We start from the raw sequence: 18919 nt of genomic DNA on the forward strand, positions 1-18919 counted from the left end.
TACCCCTCACCAAATTCGCTTCGGGCTTGGTGTGTTCTCGCCAGCTAACGCTTTTTCATCAGCTACTATTTGTTGGGCCTCTTTATCGGCCTGAGCCTGTGCCATTGTTGCTGCAGCGTTTTGTTGGGACACCAGAAGCGAGCGGATTTGCAGCAACTGGTTCGTTTGAGCACTGGCAAGCTGGTTAGCGGCCTGAATAGCTTCCATTTGCCCTTGTGCGCTGGTTGCCTGAGTTTGCAAATCTGCAAGGTTATCAGCATCGCTTTGCAGTGTTTCCTGCTGTTCGTCGAGAGCCTTAAACACGGCGTCATTGGCCTTTTTACGTGCCTCAGAACTGTTCTGCTCAGCTTTACGAAGTGCGCTAATTTCATCCGTAGTACATTCAACATTACTGTTAAAACACGGTGATGAGCGGTAGTAATTCACGTCCTGATAACGTTTCAGATATGAATCAAGACTTCCGGCTTGATTTTTATAGTAATTAAGGGTGTCCTGCGCCTGCAACAATTTGTTGATGGTCGAATTGGCCTGATCCCAGATATAGGCAGCAGGTGCAACTGTATTTTTGAGCATGTTTTCATACTGCTGCAGCTGCGTCTGGTACTGCTGGATCTGTTTTGCCACAGCCTGAACGTTGTTGACTGCGCTGATTGTGGTCTGCACCACATTAGTACCATCGATTACAGGGATACCGGCTGTCGCCGGTAATGCCATGATGGACGCCAGGAAGGAAGCTGCTAATGATTTTTTAGCTGCTAAAATCCCTCTCAGTGATGAAAATACTCGGAGCATTAACTTCATTTGCCCACCTCAATTTTAACTGATTATTGATATTGAAAACTCGTACTTTTAACAGATACAGATATTTAGGAAACCATAAATTTATTTGTCCAAGATTCTATCCATAATATTTCTTAGTTCTTGTCTGGTTGATTCTATTTTAGCAAGCAACGTTTTTATCAATGAGGGTGGAAAATCAACTGTGCGTGGATCATTAGCTAACCACAGTTTAAGTAACCCACCAAGTCGACCAAGATCAGCATTTACTCGGCTAAGCTCTACAACCTGTTCAATATCTACAATAGACTCAACCTGATAACCCATTGCTACTTTACGAATGAAACTTGCTACACTTAAGCCAGATGCTTCTGCATTTTCCTGGATTTGCGCTTTTTCATCTGGCAAACAATAAACTTTGATTGGTGTACTATTTTTTCTAGTCTGAGAAACGGTCATATCATTCTCCATACAGGCGGTAGCCGATCAGCCTCGCAGAGCAGGACTCCGTTGAGCAGCCCAGCTGCGAATAAGGGAAGGTAAAGTAGAAGCACCGTTTACGGTGGGCCTACTTTACATGTCCTGCCCTACATTTGCCGTTGTGAATCTGTGTATGTATTGTGTATTCCTGTGTACTCAGTGTGTTTTCCTAAAGCATTTGTGCAGGATTAGTCATGTAAAAGTGTGCAGCATATGTGTTTATTGAAAGGAAACTTATTTGAATACCCCAAGGAATATTTTTATTCTTGCGGCTTGAGCTTTGGTGGTCTGCCACGTTTCCTTTGAGACTTATTTATCTCTTTCGATATATCATCATTCTCTTTCTTTGACTCAACGGATTTATCTATCCAGTCCTTGACATCTTCTCTACGCCAGAGAAGGCGTTTATTACCTGGAAGACGGCACCTTGGTGGCAGACATTTTGGATTTCGCGTTGCATCACTGCGTATACTTTTTACGGTTTTCTTTAACGCAAAAGCCAACTCTTCAACGGTTATAAGTTCTGGCATAACTGATTTCATCGAAGAACCTATCTCTCAGTAAAAATTAGAGGATTTTAGCGGCTAAAATTTTAGCTGCTAAAATTTGCAAACCAACGTTATGAATTGAGAATAATTAAAAGTTACTGGCAAAAATAATTATGTCAACAGAGTTTTTTATTCAGTGGGTTCTTATTCTGAAGGGAATTTGTTTTTTTTGGGCGTTTTTTGAACGACGCTAAGGTTTTAATAATTCTTTTAATCTTTTTGGTTATATATAGGGTTAAAGATCTGGTTAGAAGGGTGTGGAAAAGAGATATATTTAATTGTTTATTATGATGATTTTTGATTAGTACCGTACCTCATATGTCATGAAACTCTACCTCAAATGTCAATAAACACTACTTCATATGTCAATAATATAGAAAATAAAGAAACAGGTTATGCACAATATTATTAACAGAATCTGTGGATAAATACACAGCTTATACATGATAAATATAAATTGTTTAGCTAAACTAAATAGCAATAAATAAAATGAAACAAAATGTAAATAGCAAGGCAAGGTAGATGATTTAGAAGTTTGGTTAGCTAACCTTTATAACAAACACTGTTGGTAAATGTTTCATTTCTGACAACGGATATATCGAATTTTAGTAAGAAAAATACTTCAACTAACCTTACTCTCTGATTTGTTTAGCTAAACAAATTACTACATGGAATCCTATGACGTTTGAAAAAAAGGGGGAGATATGAAGACGATAAATGCTGCACCTTCAACTGTCGGCGAGATTTTATACGAAGAATTCTTGAAACCATTGAATATGCCTCCCGCAAGACTTGCTGAACTGATGGATACGACATATGAAAAAATTTGGGAAATAATTAAAAATGAGCGAGATATAACGCTTGAAGAAGCAACTCAACTCTCGATAATTTTCAACACAGATGCATCTTTTTGGATGAAATTGCAAGAGCTACATGAGACATGGTTTAATAAACAAAAGTAAGGGCATTCAATTAGATTACTTAATCCTAATACATATTTTTCTTTGAAAAATACACATGCATTACTAGCGACTTATTAAAATACGATAACACTCGGACAACTGAGGGTTAAAAAATCGAATCCTAGATGATGGGACCCAGTCCTGACCGGACAAATCATTTTAGCAGTGGTACAGGCGACACTGAAAGTCGATATAAAGAAGCCCGATTGGTAAGATCGGGCTTCTTTTTGGGGACTCTGGCTTGCATAGAACATCCTACATTAGACGTTAAGATCTTACATCTAATTACCCGAAAATACTAATGGATACGTAGTTGCATTTGACCTGACCGCCCATTTGAATTTACCCTTATGACCTTTGCAGATTACTCGATCATCGCCAATAAAATCCGACCACTCAAATTCGGGAACGTAAGGATATAGGTCTTAAATCTGAAAGACTTCTATGTGCAGACGTTGCTTACATAATGTTATGTTCGTTTATGGGAAGCAAGTCACTTAGACCGTGATTAATCTAATTAATTGTTGAAAGAGGTTATTAGCCACGTCACAAAAATCAAGATAACATGGCTAAAGATTATCATTTAAACATTAATTGGCAACTGGTTGGATAATTGATTTTTGATCCAGTTAGTCGCGTCAAGTGCTCTAATTCCATCTGAGTGGACGGAGTTGTTTCCATCTAAAGAGCGGATGGTGACAATAATATTCACATCTAAAGGATTAGGAAGTACTGGTTCATTTGCCCTTAGCATCACTTTGGCCTGTAGACCCCAAACATCTCCAGAAATACCATTCGGGAATCGCTGTCTGTGGATTTTAACAGGCGACCATTTTCCACCATGTTCAATTTGGGCTGATTCATAACCGCTACTTCCTTTTTCTCCTTCCATAGGCACTTTGCCTTTCATACTTTCCCCATCCAGTACGCCAAAGCTTAGTTCGACATTGGCTCTAACATATTCACTACCAGCATTAGGATCTAAAGGCGGGTTATAGGAGGCGGTGATAATTATTTCACCCTTGAATTTTCCATCCTGAATAAGACATTGTGGAATAGGATAATTTGATTTCCTCCATTTCATATTCGGAATTAAAGATGCCTGAAAAACCAAAGTGAAGCTATCATCACTATCATATAATGATTCCAAAACACCTTGTGGTCTTCCTGCACCATAATAACGTCTTTCCGTTGCGTCATATTTAGGTGAGTTAAGTTGCGCAGCATGTATAATCAAAGCCTTTACAAGGCTTGGAGAAACTGAAATATTGGGATTGCCTTCGAGTGAACGCCAAGTATTTGCAGCCATACTAGAAATAATAGGAGCTGAAAAACTAGTCCCAAAACCACCATATACTCTATTGTCTGGACCTATGACATTTAAGCTTGTATTGCCAGAGCACCATGCTTGGTGCACACCTCCACCAAGATGAACTACATCTGGTTTTGGTGTAAAGACAGGCCCAGGTCCTCTACGAGAATATGGCGTTGGTTCACCGACTTTAACGTAAGAGTCATGAGTCTCTAAATGTGCTATAGAACCAACAGTTAAACTCCGAACTGATTCTGAGGGGGAGGATAATAAATCTGGATATGTACCATTTACTGGCCATCTACGAACTGATAGAGGTGGGTTGTAATTGTAAGGAATGTAATTCCCTGATGCAACAACAAATAAAACACCATATTGATCGCTAAGATGGTCTAATTCGATGGCAAAGTCACTAAACTCTTCGTTTTTATAGGAGCCTCCACCTAGTGACAAATTCCAAACCTTTATATCTGGTCTTTTAGCAATTGCTGCTTTAAGCCTTTCAGTTAGCAGGGCGGTATCACTTCCTGCAGATTCTAAAGCACAGACATTATAAATTCTAGATTGGCTATCAGGAAGCCAACTGTGGTTGTTATTTATTTTCCTTGAATTTATTATCAAAGAAGAAACCATTGTTCCGTGTTCATAATCAGTTTCAGGAGGCAATACGTATAAATCATTTCCCACTATCCAGGGTGACAAAGCTGTTGCTGCGTTACTGACCCCAGTATCAAATACAGCAACAATCGGCAAACCATTTACAGGTGGAGGAAGGATCTCACTATTTCCTTGGGCATTCAGATAATCAGTTTGTTCTGGAATTACAATCGGCACTGGATAGGCAGATTTAACTCCAGGAAACTTGAGAAGTTTATCAATAGAAACTTTATCATTTGTACTTAACTCTTTAATATTGAAAATAAAGCTATTTCTTGGCTGAATTATTTCATCGTACATCAACCCCTCTTCATCTAAGATTTCTCGGAAAGCATCTATATTTTTTTGATTAGCGTCATCACCATTATATCTAAATAGACGCACATAAATACTTTTCATGCGTACAAGTTCATCTGAAGAAAGTGATGTTTTTCGTTCAGCTGTCCATGGCTCAATTGACTCGATTGCGCTTAGGTTGTTTTTTATAGCTTTAGTCTGCCTGTTCAGTATAGCAGTCTTAAGACTTCTATAACTCGCAGAGTGTGCAGCAACGAGCATTTCATTTATTTTCCCATGCCCAGCAATTTCAAGATTGCCATCACTTGCTAATGTCATTGGTCTATGAGATTTAGCAATAGCTTCATCTCGAATCTTGAAAACTAAAGTTTTAAGTAATTCTGGATAATCCCTTGATTCTTCAGATAATGCCTCAAAAGATGAGTCTAGCTCATTTGCTAACTTCACTCGGTAATTTTCATCTACATTAACAAATAACTTCCCACCCCCACCCTTCGTTTCTACCCCAGTAAGATCTCGTGGGTTGTAAGGAATGTGGAAGAACGGGTTTCTCTTTTTAGATACTCTGTTTACCATGATAATTATTTTCCTTAACAATGTTTCCTATCCCGCGAACAGATAGGTTATATAGTTTAGATAATACTCTCAGTGAAAACTTTTTTTCGTCCCAACTTCTCAACCATCTAATTTCATCTTCTTTACTCTTCAAGGAAATATTTTGATCCTGAGCCATTGTAAATGCGATTTTTTTAAGGAGTAATACCTCGTCAACATTATTATTATTTGAAAGTATCGCCTTCCTTTTACAATCAAGTGAAATTTGCTCAACAGTTGAGCCAGTCACTCCCAATGATTTCTTTGCAATGTAATTTATATCTACATCTTTGCTGATGAATTGACCAAGCTTGTCTCTCCATATTTCAGTCAAAATATTTTCATCTGGTGTATACATCGGTAACTTAAATGAGAACCGCCTCCAAATTGCTGGATCTAAAAGATTCTCATGGTTAGTCGCAGCAATCACAATCACATTTTCGGGAAGAGAATCAATATTCTGTAATAATGCGATAACGATCCTTTGTAACTCACCGATATCCCTTTCATTCCCGCGGGCTGATGCGAGCGCATCAAATTCATCTAAAAAAAGCACACAAGGGACTGTCGAGGAATATTCAAATACTTTTCTAAGATTTTTACTTGTCTGCCCTAGAAGGCTGCTAACTAATGTATCGCAACGCACAGTTAACATTCGTAACGATAAACGGGCTGCGATGTGTCTGGCAAGTCTTGTCTTACCTGTTCCGGGTTTTCCAAATAATATTATTCTATTTGGAAGTGCCGCATTGAATTTATATAATTTATCATAATTATCAATATTTGCTATGAAATCATCGATGACCTCAGTTGCACTCTCTGACAAAATAATCTTGTCTTCATGTAATGTTGGAATGCTGACGTCAACAGTATTTAATCTACTATCATTGTCCACTGGTAAATCATTAAATGAAAAGCCACCATCACCTTTTTGAGCGCTAACCAGAGCAGTGGGCATTTTATTCAATTTATCACGAATCATTTTCGCGTATCGGGCTTCTCCCCTCTCATCGAGTTTGTCAGCTAGAAGACCAGCATAATTATTAGACATTGACGCGTTTGCCTTCAATGCCCCTTCTAAAATTTTCAGAACTTCAGATATATATTCCACTTAGCACTACCTTTTACAATCGCAGCATGAGTCATATTTTACCGTAATTGTATCGCAATTTTGGTGTGTTGTAGCGTTTTTTTGACGAATCGTTTCGATCTATGAGGTTTTGTCGAGGGTGGGGTTTCATATAGTTAGTCTGCTCTATTTTCCTTAGGGAAGGCTTAAGCGCTTAAAGCTACTGATTTTTGTTGACCTAACAACTATGATTAACCTATTGAATTTAAGAAAAAATCATAAGTGCGGTTAATATGTTATAGCGGATTTGTAGTATAAGACGTGCTTTCAGTTATTGCTTTTAAGACCACAGGAAAGCTCAGCTGCTTGACGCTATTTTCTGAGTTCATTCCGACTAAGTAACTCACATCAAGCCGGCTTGAATCGTTAGCACTTCTGTCACCTTTTCTAGTTGGCATACTGGACCAGCTTTCGCTCCGCGCTCAAAGCTAACTGTCAATTTAGCAGGGTATTGGATGCTTTTTTGTCAGACATGGCTAAGTAAAATGCAAGTGGTTAGTCAAGAATGCAAATACCGAAATGGACTAGTAAAAGTGTTTGAATGTATGCTTTTGTAGTGACATCTTTTCGCCCCATCCGTGCAGGCAAGCACTGGATTGTCAACATCCGTAACCAGAAGCCATCAAAGTAATAATATTGCTCAAAAGACAAGATAGAGGGGAGCTTCAAGGTAAGACATGCTGTTAGCATACCCTTGCATTGGGCCACGAACAATCTCACTGTACCTGCCACAATTTTGCCACACTCACAACGCGCAAAAATGCACATTCGTGTTAAGAAAAGCAAAACAATGCAACAGTAATTATATGATTTCATTGGAAAAGATGGTGCCGATAATAGGAGTCGAACCTACGACCTTCGCATTACGAATGCGCTGCTCTACCAACTGAGCTATATCGGCCCTGAAAGGCCGGTTACGAGTGTAACCACGGGGCAAAAGGTTAGATCTAACCGGGTGATGCGTCAATGCCCTTTTGAATCAAACGGCTACTTTTGCATCACCCGTGATTATTTACGCACGAATCGTATCGTCACCGAAGCCGATCCACTTATACGTGGTCAGCGCTTCGAGGCCCATCGGACCGCGCGCGTGCAGTTTCTGCGTGCTGACCGCTACCTCAGCGCCGAGGCCGAACTGACCGCCGTCGGTGAAGCGGGTGGAGGCATTCACATACACCGCAGAGGAATCCACTTCGTTCACGAAGCGATCGGCATTGCGCAGCGTACGCGTCAGGATGGCGTCAGAATGCTGCGTGCCATGCTCACGAATGTGCGCAATGGCGTCGTCGAGATCTCTCACGATTTTCACGTTCAGATCCAGTGACAGGAACTCGTCGTCGTACTGCTCCGCGTTGACGGGAACGACGTTAGCCGGGCCATCCTGAAGCAGCGCGAGCGCATTGGCGTCAGCATGCAGCGTCACGCCGCTCTCGGCCATCTGTTTGCTCAGGGCCGGCAGGAAGGCGTTTGCAATGTCCTGATGCACCAGCAGCGTTTCCACGGTGTTACAGGTGCTCGGACGCTGGGTCTTCGCGTTAACGATAATCTTCAGCGCCGGTGCAATCTCAGCGCTGTCGTCTACCACGATGTGACACACGCCGATACCGCCGGTGATCACCGGAATCGTCGACTGCTCGCGGCACAGCTTGTGCAGGCCCGCGCCGCCGCGTGGGATCAGCATGTCGATGTATTTGTCCATGCGCAGCATTTCGTTGACCAGCGCGCGGTCCGGGCTCTCAATTGCCTGCACGGCACCCGCCGGTAAGCCACACTCTTCCAGCGCCTGCTGAATGACTTTCACCGTCGCGGCGTTGGTGCGCCAGGTCTCTTTCCCACCGCGCAGAATGGCGGCGTTGCCGGTTTTCAGGCACAGGGAGGCGACATCCACCGTCACGTTTGGTCGGGCTTCATAAATAACGCCGATAACGCCGAGCGGCACGCGACGGCGCTCCAGGCGTAAACCGCTGTCCAGCAGCCCACCGTCAATCACCTGCCCTACCGGGTCGGCCAGATTGCATACCTGACGAACATCGTCGGCAATCCCTTTCAGGCGGGCCGGGGTCAACGCCAGACGGTCGAGCATCGCTTCGCTCAGACCGTTGCGGCGCGCTTCCAGTAAATCCTGCTCGTTGGCGAGCAAAATCTCCTGAGACTGTGATTCCAGATAATCAGCGATTTTTTCCAGCACGCGGTTTTTCTCGCGGCTGGAAAGGAGCGCCAGTTTATAAGAGGCGGCCTTCGCGGCGGCGCCCATTTGTTCCAGCATGTTCTGGCTCCTTAACGAATAATCATGTCATCGCGATGCACGGCAACCGGGCCATATTCATAGCCCAGAATGGCGTCGATCTGCTGCGAATGGTGACCCGCGATGCGGCGCAGGGCATCGCTGTTATAGCGGCTTACGCCGTGGGCGATGTCGCGGCCTTCGAGGTTACGAATACGGATCACTTCACCACGGGAGAAGTTGCCTGTCACGCTTTTAATTCCTTTAGGAAGTAATGAACTTCCTCGTTCCAGAATCGCGGCGGTTGCCCCTTCATCGACGACGAGTTCGCCCGCAGGCGGCGCGCCAAATATCCAGCGCTTACGGTTTTCCAGCGGAGATTCCTGAGCGTGGAAGCGGGTGCCGACGGAGATGCCTTCCATCACGTCGCCAATCACGCCAGGGCGGCTGCCCGCCGCAATGATGGTGTCGATACCGGCGCGGCACGCTACGTCAGCGGCCTGCAGCTTGGTCCCCATACCGCCCGTTCCGAGGCCGGACACGCTGTCACCGGCGATGGCGCGCAGCGCATCGTCGATACCATGAACGTCGGTAATCAGCTCGGCTTCCGGGTTAGCGCGCGGATCGGCAGTGAACAACCCCTGCTGATCGGTCAACAACAGTAATTTATCGGCTCCGGCCAGAATGGCCGCCAGAGCCGAGAGGTTATCGTTATCACCCACTTTGATTTCAGCGGTAGCAACGGCATCGTTTTCGTTAATAACCGGAACAATATTGTTGTCCAGCAGCGCGCGCAGGGTATCGCGGGCGTTCAGGAAGCGCTCTCTGTCTTCCATATCCGCACGCGTCAGCAGCATCTGCCCGACGTGAATGCCATAGATTGAGAACAGCTGTTCCCAGAGTTGAATGAGTCGGCTTTGTCCCACGGCGGCCAGCAGCTGTTTGGAGGCGATCGTCGCGGGGAGTTCGGGGTAACCCAGGTGTTCACGCCCGGCGGCAATCGCCCCGGAGGTCACAATCACAATACGATGCCCTGCGGCATGTAACTGAGCGCACTGACGTACAAGCTCAACAATGTGGGCGCGATTTAGGCGGCGCGATCCGCCTGTTAAAACACTGGTACCGAGTTTTACCACCAGCGTCTGGCTGTCACTCATGATTCTCTGCCGTTCAACGATAAGGGAAAGTAATGTCAAACGAACGTTTTAACAGGAGTCAGCCCCGTTGCCAACTGCCTTAGCACATCGCGAAACACTTTGTTGCGCGGGATCAGGAAGCGTAGCGGGAGAATTTGACAGTTTTATTACCGAAATAATAAATCACAGTTTTTTAAAATTATTCTTAGTTTGTCATAAAAGTTTCATTCCAGAACGATAAAACCCTTCCTGTTTTTTCACGGGACTTAAGCATGAGCTTATCGTCCAGCGAATTTTTTAGCGCGTTTATAAGACAGGATCGAAAATGAAAAAGAGCACTCTGGCATTAATGGTTATGGGCGTAGTGGCTTCTGCATCCGTTCACGCAGCTGAAGTTTATAATAAAAATGGTAATAAGCTGGACGTGTACGGCAAAGTGAAAGCCATGCACTACATCAGCGATGATGCTACCAAAGATGGCGATCAGACTTACGTTCGTTTCGGTTTTAAAGGCGAAACGCAGATTAACGATCAGCTGACGGGCTATGGCCGTTGGGAATCTGAATTTGCAGGTAACAAAGCCGAGAGCGACTCTACTCAGAAGACGCGTCTGGCGTTCGCAGGCCTGAAGCTGAAAAACTTTGGTTCTCTGGATTACGGTCGTAACCTGGGTGCCCTGTATGACGTCGAAGCATGGACCGATATGTTCCCTGAGTTCGGCGGCGACTCTTCCGCGCAGACCGATAACTTCATGACCAAGCGTGCGACCGGTCTTGCCACCTACCGTAACACCGACTTCTTCGGTGCGGTTGACGGCCTGGACATGACCCTGCAGTACCAGGGCAAAAACGAAAACCGCGACGCCAAGAAACAGAACGGTGACGGTTTTGGTACCTCTCTGACCTATGACTTCGGCGGCAGCGATTTCGCCGTCAGCGGCGCCTACACCAACTCTGACCGTACCAACGCTCAGAACCTGCTGGCGCGTGGCCAGGGCCAGAAAGCAGAAGCCTGGGCAACAGGTCTGAAATATGATGCGAACGATATTTATCTGGCTGCAATGTATTCAGAAACCCGCAATATGACGCCAATTTCCGGTGGGTTTGCAAATAAAGCGCAGAACTTTGAAGTGGTCGCACAATATCAGTTCGACTTCGGTCTGCGCCCGTCCCTGGGATATGTCCAGTCTAAAGGCAAAGATATCGAAGGTATTGGCGACGAAGATCTGGTGAAATATATTGACGTTGGCGCGACCTATTACTTCAACAAAAATATGTCCGCCTTTGTTGATTATAAAATCAACCAGATTGACGACAAAAATAAACTGGGCGTGAGCAGCGATGACATCGTTGCACTGGGTATGACCTACCAGTTCTGATGATGCGGAATAAAAAAACCGGCTTGATGCCGGTTTTTTTTCGGGAATTAATGCGGTCTGGTGCCCTCACCCCGGCCCTCTCCCACAGGGAGAGGGAGAAAACCATCAGTCTTTGTAGGCCGGGTAAGGCGAAGCCGCCACCCGGCGCTGTGAAGCTATCAGGCAGTCAGCTTCACCGCTTCGCTGGAAAAGTCATCTGCGGGTTCGAACTTGAGATCCAGAGTCGCCAGCAGTGCGCTCGCTTTGTCGTGAAACTCTTTCAGGGTGTATTCCAGGCGGTCAATGACTTCCTGATCTTTAATGGTGGTCGCCTGCCAGTTGCCGTCTTTATTAAACAGGCCAAACTGGTAGCTATACGTAAAACGTTTTTCCTCTGCTTCCATTTCCATCCACCAGCCCCAGAATTCACGTTTTTCGGGTGCAGGCTTCACGTTGACGCATACAGCCAGGCAGTCGAAAAAAAAGCGATTCTCTTCACACTGCTCTTCTCGAATATACGGGCCAAGAGCCATGAACTTCTTAATCAATCTACTTTTCGGGTGTCCACTCGGTAACGTCATTGCGATCTCCTTTTGTGAAGCCACTGTTTTACCAAACCAGCGAAATTTAGCAATCTATTAACACAATCTCTGAGCGATCCAGCGCGTAATCTCTTTCAGTGCTTTGTCGAAATTCTGATAGACCGGGCTGAACGGCACCTCAAGCAATTTGCCATCCGCAGATGACGAAGTGATTAAGCGCGACTCTTCTTCCGGACTAAATGGATCGTTTTTCCAGAACCCCGACAGCATCGGCGTTGGGCAGCGACGTCCCAGCAAGCCTTGCGTTTTTAACGAGTAGCGATTGAGCTCAACGCGCAGCGCTTCGTCTGATGCATCATGCATGCCAAGACGGCTGGCCAGCACATCAAGGTACATTTCAGGTACGTTGCCCTGACGGGCAGGATCGCTGAGCAGGGCGTGTACGACCGGGCCGAGGCAGGCGACGGCTTTAAGGCGAGAAGATTCAAGATACGCCAGACGCACCGCGACGTTCGCGCCGAAACGGAAGCCGAATGCCGCCACGCGGGTGTGGTCAACCCAAGGAATGTTTTCCAGTGCTTTTAGCGCATGCTGGTGCAGCAGGCTGGAATCCTGAGTCAGTTTCCATTTGGAGGAGAAGCCGATTGAGGGCATATCCAGCGTCAGCATCGCGATCCCTTTTGGTGCGAAGTAGCGCTCATACAGGCTGTAATAATCGATTTGCAGCGAATCCAGCCCGCCGCACATGAGGACGGTCGGGAACGGGCCTTCACCTTCAGGCATATGCAGGAACCCGGTAATGGATGACCCACCCGGAATGGTAAACTCGAGTTCGCGCATCTGGCCCGGCAGGCGTTGAGCCGCCTCTTCGTAAGCGCGATTCGCCAGCGCCTGTGCCTGCTCAGCCAGCTCATCACCTTTCAGATGTGGATAAGCGGCAATGGCGTAGAGATTGGCCGCATGCAGCCAGTGCTTGCCGCTGCGCGTGGCATCCTCTTCCTGGCTGGCTTTTTGCTGCCAAACCATCGCCTGTTTAGACCACTCATAGATCCAGTTTCCGCCACGGTAGCCCACCACGGTATCATAGAGTTCGCTGTCGGTACGCTCGGCTTCACTCATCACGATACGTGCCTGCACATCGAGGATTTCACGGGGGTCGATACCGCGCCAGATCCACATCAGGCGGTTAATCATGCGATACCAGTGAGGCACGTTTTTACCGTCTAACGCGGACTGGACGGCAGGCTGGGTACCCGGATTAAAGCGACGCACCAGCGTCGACGTTTCAGGGTGTTTGAAACGGGGTTTGAAGAGAGTCTCGGTGAGATTCGCCTGCGTCATTGCGTTGCCTCCATGAATACGTCATATGAAGACTATTGTAACGCGTGGCAGGCCAAAAAGAACAACGCCCGACATAGCCGGGCGTGTAAAGTTACGTACTGGTATTAACGGCCTGAAATAGGCGGTACAAAGACCACGCCCATATCCCATGGCTGTTCAATCCAGGTATCCTGCGGGATATCAATCACGTAATCGTCAACCAGCGGGCGGCCAGCCGGTTTAGCGAAGATAGTGACGAAGTGCGCTTTAGGATACATTTCGCGGATAGCGACCGCAGTACCGCCGGTATCCACCAGGTCATCAATAACGATGAAGCCTTCACCGTCACCTTCCGCACGTTTCAGCACGGTCAGCTCGCGCTGGTTGTCATGGTCATAGCTGGAGATGCAAACGGTATCGACATGACGAATACCCAGCTCACGTGCCAGCAGCGCCCCCGGTACCAGACCGCCACGGCTGACGGCAATAATGCCTTTCCACTGTTCGGAAGGCATCAGACACGCAGCCAGTTTGCGTGCGTGAATCTGCAACATGTCCCAGGTGACGACGTATTTTTCGCTCATGTGAAGTGTCCCAGCCTGTTTTTATACGGCTTAAAAAGTGTTCGAGGGGGAAATAGGTTGCGCGAGATTATAGAGATCTGACGCACTAAAAACCAGTGTTTAGCGCCCTCTGCCTGAGTTTTTACATGCTTTATGCTACCAGCCAGCAGAGAAAGTGGTATTCTCAGTTTCATCTCGCAAGCCTGACTTGTGGTAACTATTAACCTGCTAACCCTGTGACCTGCAACCCTGTTTGCAGCGCCTCGACAAGGAGACTTATCGTGTCTGAACTGTCTCAACTATCTCCGCAGCCGCTGTGGGATATTTTTGCCAAAATCTGCTCCATTCCACACCCTTCCTACCATGAAGAACAGCTTGCCGAACATATTATGGGCTGGGCGAAGGAAAAAGGTCTGCATGCTGAACGCGACCAGGTTGGCAATATTCTGATCCGCAAACCTGCAACCGCAGGCATGGAAAACCGCAAACCGGTTGTGCTGCAGGCGCACCTGGACATGGTGCCACAGAAGAACAACGACACCGTTCACGACTTCACCAAAGACCCGATTCAACCGTACATCGACGGCGACTGGGTGAAAGCACGCGGCACCACGCTGGGCGCGGATAACGGCATCGGTATGGCCTCTGCGCTGGCGGTGCTGGCCGACGACAGCGTTGAGCACGGTCCACTGGAAGTGCTGCTGACCATGACCGAAGAAGCGGGCATGGACGGCGCGTTCGGTCTGCAGGCGAACTGGCTGCAGGCGGACATCCTGATCAACACCGACTCAGAAGAAGAAGGCGAGATCTACATGGGCTGCGCGGGCGGGATTGATTTCATCTCTACCCTGCCGCTGTCGCGCGAAGCGATTCCTGCGGGCTTCCAGACCTTCAAGCTGACGCTGAAAGGTCTGAAAGGCGGCCACTCCGGCGGCGATATTCACCTGGGTCTGGGTAACGCCAACAAGCTGCTGGCACGCTTCCTGGCAGGCCATGCGGCCGAGCTGGACCTGCGTCTGGTAGACTTCAACGGCGGTACCCTGCGTAACGCGATCCCACGCGAAGCGTTCGCCACCGTAGCAGTTCCAGCAGCAAAAGCGGACGAGCTGAAAAAACTCTCCACCGTATACCTGGAAATCCTGAAAAACGAACTGTCGGCGAAAGAGAAAAACCTGACCGTAGTGCTGGAATCTGTTTCTACAGATAAAGCCGCGCTGACCGTGCAGTCTCGTGACACCTTTGTTCAGCTGCTGAACGCGACGCCAAACGGCGTGATCCGCAACTCTGACGTGGCGAAAGGCGTGGTGGAAACCTCACTGAACGTGGGCGTGGTGACCATGAGCGACGACAGCGCGGAAATCATCTGCCTGATCCGCTCCCTTATCGACAGCGGTAAAGAGTACGTGGTGAGCATGCTGGAATCTCTGGGCACGCTGGCGGGCGCGAAAACGTCTGCAAAAGGCAGCTACCCGGGCTGGCAGCCGGATGCAAGCTCTCCGGTGATGGCGCTGGTGCGTGAAACTTACCAGCGTCTGTTCAACAGCACGCCAAACATTCAGGTGATCCACGCGGGTCTGGAATGTGGTCTGTTCAAGAAACCGTATCCGGATATGGATATGGTGTCCATTGGGCCAACCATTACCGGTCCACACTCGCCGGATGAGCAGGTTCATATCGAAAGCGTCGGTCACTACTGGACGCTGCTGACTGAACTGCTGAAAGCGATCCCTGCGAAATAACATCTTCATCCCAGCCCTCTTCCTGTGGAAGAGGGTGAAAAATCCAGGCCCGGTAAGCGTAGCGCCACCGGGCTTTTTTACAATCCCAGAACCAGCTGTCGTTCTAGCTGCGGATCCAGCAGCGTGACGTGCAATCCCACCAGCCTTACCCCTCGCCCGCCCCGGCGCTCTTCCCATGCCTTTTTTGCCGTCGCGATAAGATCGTCTTTATTCAGTCGCGGCCAGACGTGTTCCTGCGTGGTCTGCTGGAAGTCGTTGAATTTTAATTTGATACCCTGACGGGCAATCAGCAGGTCCGGCTTCACCTTGATTAAACGCCGTTCCAGCTCAGGATAAAGCTGTTCCGTGATGATCATTTCGCATTCGGACCAGTCATGAATATCTTCAATGAGGGTGCGCTCAACGCCGACGGATTTACGGAGCCGCTCGCTGTTCACATCGCGATCGTCAATTCCCTGGCTGCGCTCCCACAGCACGCGGCCAAACTTCCCGAAACGCTTGAGCAGCATGGCGAGATCGCTTTGCTGCACGTCTTCACAGGTCCGTAGCCCCATGCTTTCCAGCTTTGCGGCAGAAACTTTTCCTACCCCGGGGATTTTGCCGAGCGGCAGCGTTTTTAAAAATGCAGGCACCTCTTCCGGTGTGATGACGTACTGACCGTTGGGCTTATTTAAATCGGAGGCGATTTTGGCAAGGAATTTAACGGGCGCGACGCCCGCCGACGCCGTCAAATTCAGCTCGTTGAAAATCGTCTGGCGGATCTCCTTCGCCATCAGCGTGGCGGAGCCGTGGCAGTGAACGCTGTCGGTCACGTCCAGATAGGCTTCGTCGAGCGACAGCGGCTCTATGAGAGAGGTATAGCGGGAGAAGATTTCCCGGATGTGAAGGGAAGCCTCTTTATAGGCTTCAAACCGGCCGGGCAGAAGCGTGAGATGAGGACAAAGCTTTAAGGCCATCGCCGTCGGCATGGCGCTGCGCACGCCAAATTTGCGCGCAGGATAGTTGGCGGTGCTGATGACGCCACGCTGAACGCGGCTGCCGCCAATGGCGATGGGAATATCCCGCAGCGCCGGGTTGTCTCGCATCTCCACTGCGGCAAAAAAGCAGTCCATATCAACATGGATTATTTTGCGCATAGTATGCCCTCACTTATCACTGGATAAGTATACAGTAAACAAATGAGGGTTGAGAAGCGTGCGTGGAAATTGTCGGGTGACGGCTTCGCCTTACCCGACAGACAAGACTAAATAATGCGCTGCTGTTCGCGGGCCATCCTTTTCTTCCGCGCATCGCACGGTTCCGGGCAGTCGCAAACCTTTTCCATCCCAATAGAGGAGATACCGCCGCAGCTGCCCTGAATGCTTTTCCGCTTAACGATCCAGCCTAACGACATGCCGAAGATGACAAGCACAAAAACCACAAAGGTTGCCAGAAACGTCAGCATCATCAACCTCCAAAGTCGTCGAGCAAGATGTTCTCATCTTCGACACCGAGATCTTTCAGCATCTTAATCACGGCGGCGTTCATCATCGGCGGACCACACATATAGAACTCGCAGTCCTCGGGTGCCGGGTGCTGTTTGAGGTAGTTTTCATACAGCACGTTGTGGATGAACCCCGTATAGCCCGTCCAGTTATCTTCCGGCTGCGGATCGGAAAGCGCAACGTGGAAGGTAAAGTTCGGGTTTTCACGCGCCAGCTGTTCAAACTCGTCGTCGTAGAACATCTCGCGCAGGGAGCGCGCCCCGTACCAGAAGCTGATTTTACGCTTGCTGCCGAGCCGCTTGAGCTGGTCAAAAATGTGCGAGCGCATCGGGGCCATACCGGCACCGCCGCCGATAAAGACCATTTCCGCGTCGGTATCTTTCGCGAAAAACTCCCCGAACGGACCGGAGATAGTCACCTTATCTCCCGGCTTCAGGGACCAGATGTATGACGACATCACGCCCGGCGGTGCATCCGGCACATTCGGTGGCGGCGTGGCGATACGCACGTTGAGCATGATGATGCCTTTCTCTTCCGGGTAGTTAGCCATCGAGTAGGCGCGCAGCGTCGGCTCTTTTACCTCCGATACAAAACGGAAGAGATTGAATTTGTCCCAGTCGGCGCGGTACTCATCCGGCACGTCGAAGTCCGCATACGCCACGGTATGTTCAGGACACTCAATCTGAATGTATCCTCCGGCGCGGAACGGAACATCTTCCCCTTCCGGTACCCGAAGCTTCAGCTCTTTAATAAAGGTGGCTTTGTTATCATTAGAGATAACCTCGCACTCCCATTTTTTGACGCCGAAGATCTCTTCCGGCAGCTCAATCTTCATGTTCTGACGCACCGCGACCTGGCAGGCCAGACGGCAGCCCTCTTTCGCTTCACGCTTTGTGATATGCGCCAGCTCGGTTGGCAGAATATCGCCACCGCCCTCTTTTACCGTCACGCGGCACTGCCCGCAGGAGCCGCCACCGCCGCAGGCTGACGAGACAAAGATCCCATTGCCCGAGAGCGTATTGAGCAGCTTGTCACCCGCTGGCGTGCGGATCTGATTCTGCGGCTCGTCGTTAATATCAATCACCACGTCACCGGAATTCACCAGCTTCGCGCGCGCCGCCAGAATTAACCCTGACAGCACCAGTACGATCAGCGTGAACATCACCACGCCAAGGATAATTTCCATCTGTTAGCCCTTATAGCTGCACACCGGAGAAGGACATAAAGCCCAGCGCCATCAGCCCGGTGGTGATAAAGGTGATCCCTAAGCCACGCAGACCCGCAGGCACGTTGGCATATTTCATTTTCTCGCGGATCCCCGCCATGGTGACAATCGCCAGCATCCAGCCGATGCCGGAACCAAAACCGTACACCACGGATTCACTGAAGTTGTAATCACGCTGCACCATAAACGAGACGCCACCAAAGATGGCGCAGTTCACCGCGATCAGCGGGAGGAAGATCCCCAGCGCGTTGTACAGCGACGGAAAATATTTATCGAGGATCATCTCAAGTATTTGCACCAGCGCCGCGATCACCCCGATAAAGGTTATGAAATTCAGGAAGCTGAGATCAACCCCTTCCACCAGCGCGCCGTCACGCAGCACAAAGTTGTAGACCAGATTGTTAATCGGAACCGAAAGCCCCAACACAACGGTGACCGCCACGCCCAGCCCAAATGCCGTGGAGACCTTTTTAGACACGGCAAGGAACGTACACATGCCCAGGAAAAACGCGAGCGCCATGTTTTCAACAAACACCGCCCGCACAAACAAACTCAGGTAATGAGCCATCGTCG

17 protein-coding genes and 1 tRNA gene are annotated in these 18919 nt (G+C 48.4%); 3 read left to right on the plus strand and 15 right to left on the minus strand.

Annotation, left to right across the window (positions count from 1 at the left end; genetic code table 11):
- Positions 1 to 6: 6 nt before the first annotated feature.
- The 3 genes from trbJ to F0319_RS02030 form a co-directional block, all read right to left on the minus strand.
- On the minus strand, positions 7 to 801 hold the full coding sequence (trbJ, locus tag F0319_RS02020; protein WP_001724243.1) for a P-type conjugative transfer protein TrbJ: 795 nt from the start codon (positions 799 to 801) through the stop codon (positions 7 to 9).
- 81 nt (positions 802 to 882) lie between these two features.
- Positions 883 to 1236 carry a conjugal transfer transcriptional regulator TraJ gene (traJ, locus tag F0319_RS02025; protein WP_042201482.1) on the minus strand — a complete coding sequence of 118 codons (354 nt, stop codon included), beginning with the start codon at positions 1234 to 1236 and terminating at the stop codon, positions 883 to 885.
- 281 nt (positions 1237 to 1517) lie between these two features.
- Positions 1518 to 1799, minus strand: a complete 282-nt coding sequence (locus tag F0319_RS02030) for a hypothetical protein (RefSeq protein ID WP_077258730.1) — start codon at positions 1797 to 1799, stop codon at positions 1518 to 1520.
- Between the two features lie 710 nt (positions 1800 to 2509).
- Here F0319_RS02030 and F0319_RS02035 point away from each other — a divergent pair.
- Entirely contained in the window at positions 2510 to 2767 is a 258-nt protein-coding gene (locus F0319_RS02035; RefSeq protein WP_149366154.1) for a HigA family addiction module antitoxin, read from the plus strand.
- Positions 2768 to 3350: 583 nt separating this feature from the next.
- Here F0319_RS02035 and iteS read toward each other — a convergent pair.
- From iteS to proB, 5 genes are all read right to left on the minus strand, one after another.
- Positions 3351 to 5609, minus strand: a complete 2259-nt coding sequence (gene iteS / locus F0319_RS02040) for a S8 family anti-phage peptidase IteS (protein WP_097761774.1) — start codon at positions 5607 to 5609, stop codon at positions 3351 to 3353.
- Positions 5590 to 6738 (minus strand): anti-phage ATPase IteA, encoded by a 1149-nt coding sequence (gene iteA, locus F0319_RS02045; RefSeq protein ID WP_240168075.1) that lies wholly within the window; start codon positions 6736 to 6738, stop codon positions 5590 to 5592. Before iteA ends, iteS begins: the two co-directional genes overlap by 20 nt.
- 843 nt (positions 6739 to 7581) lie before the next feature.
- Positions 7582 to 7657, minus strand: a tRNA-Thr gene (locus F0319_RS02050).
- A gap of 111 nt (positions 7658 to 7768) precedes the next feature.
- Positions 7769 to 9022, minus strand: a complete 1254-nt coding sequence (proA, locus tag F0319_RS02055) for a glutamate-5-semialdehyde dehydrogenase (RefSeq protein ID WP_149366155.1) — start codon at positions 9020 to 9022, stop codon at positions 7769 to 7771.
- Positions 9023 to 9033: 11 nt separating this feature from the next.
- On the minus strand, positions 9034 to 10137 hold the full coding sequence (gene proB, locus F0319_RS02060; RefSeq protein ID WP_021242883.1) for a glutamate 5-kinase: 1104 nt from the start codon (positions 10135 to 10137) through the stop codon (positions 9034 to 9036).
- A 304-nt stretch (positions 10138 to 10441) separates the two neighbouring features.
- Here proB and phoE point away from each other — a divergent pair, with 304 nt between their 5' ends.
- Entirely contained in the window at positions 10442 to 11494 is a 1053-nt protein-coding gene (gene phoE, locus F0319_RS02065; protein WP_111965853.1) for a phosphoporin PhoE, read from the plus strand.
- A 158-nt stretch (positions 11495 to 11652) separates the two neighbouring features.
- Here the strand turns inward: phoE and crl are convergent, their stop codons facing one another.
- The 3 genes from crl to gpt form a co-directional block, all read right to left on the minus strand.
- Entirely contained in the window at positions 11653 to 12054 is a 402-nt protein-coding gene (crl, locus tag F0319_RS02070; RefSeq protein WP_008500249.1) for a sigma factor-binding protein Crl, read from the minus strand.
- A gap of 57 nt (positions 12055 to 12111) precedes the next feature.
- Positions 12112 to 13356, minus strand: a complete 1245-nt coding sequence (frsA, locus tag F0319_RS02075; protein WP_149366156.1) for an esterase FrsA — start codon at positions 13354 to 13356, stop codon at positions 12112 to 12114.
- 104 nt (positions 13357 to 13460) lie between these two features.
- Positions 13461 to 13919 (minus strand): xanthine phosphoribosyltransferase, encoded by a 459-nt coding sequence (gene gpt, locus F0319_RS02080; RefSeq protein WP_149366157.1) that lies wholly within the window; start codon positions 13917 to 13919, stop codon positions 13461 to 13463.
- 260 nt (positions 13920 to 14179) lie between these two features.
- Here gpt and pepD point away from each other — a divergent pair, with 260 nt between their 5' ends.
- The gene (gene pepD, locus F0319_RS02085; RefSeq protein WP_149366158.1) at positions 14180 to 15637 is read left to right on the plus strand and encodes a cytosol nonspecific dipeptidase; all 1458 of its coding nucleotides are present in this window, start codon (positions 14180 to 14182) and stop codon (positions 15635 to 15637) included.
- A gap of 77 nt (positions 15638 to 15714) precedes the next feature.
- Here pepD and dinB read toward each other — a convergent pair whose 3' ends face one another.
- From dinB to nqrE, 4 genes are all read right to left on the minus strand, one after another.
- Positions 15715 to 16773: a DNA polymerase IV gene (gene dinB / locus F0319_RS02090; RefSeq protein ID WP_111965857.1), complete on the minus strand. Its 1059-nt coding sequence runs from the start codon at positions 16771 to 16773 to the stop codon at positions 15715 to 15717.
- A gap of 107 nt (positions 16774 to 16880) precedes the next feature.
- The gene (gene nqrM, locus F0319_RS02095) at positions 16881 to 17084 is read right to left on the minus strand and encodes a (Na+)-NQR maturation NqrM (RefSeq protein WP_023615899.1); all 204 of its coding nucleotides are present in this window, start codon (positions 17082 to 17084) and stop codon (positions 16881 to 16883) included.
- Positions 17084 to 18307, minus strand: coding sequence for an NADH:ubiquinone reductase (Na(+)-transporting) subunit F (gene nqrF, locus F0319_RS02100; RefSeq protein WP_149366159.1), 1224 nt, complete (start codon positions 18305 to 18307; stop codon positions 17084 to 17086). Before nqrF ends, nqrM begins: the two co-directional genes overlap by 1 nt.
- A gap of 10 nt (positions 18308 to 18317) precedes the next feature.
- Positions 18318 to 18914: an NADH:ubiquinone reductase (Na(+)-transporting) subunit E gene (gene nqrE / locus F0319_RS02105; protein WP_023334613.1), complete on the minus strand. Its 597-nt coding sequence runs from the start codon at positions 18912 to 18914 to the stop codon at positions 18318 to 18320.
- Between the last annotated feature and the right edge of the window lie 5 nt (positions 18915 to 18919).

The organism is Enterobacter vonholyi, from assembly GCF_008364555.1.
GTDB classification, from domain to species: domain Bacteria; phylum Pseudomonadota; class Gammaproteobacteria; order Enterobacterales; family Enterobacteriaceae; genus Enterobacter; species Enterobacter vonholyi.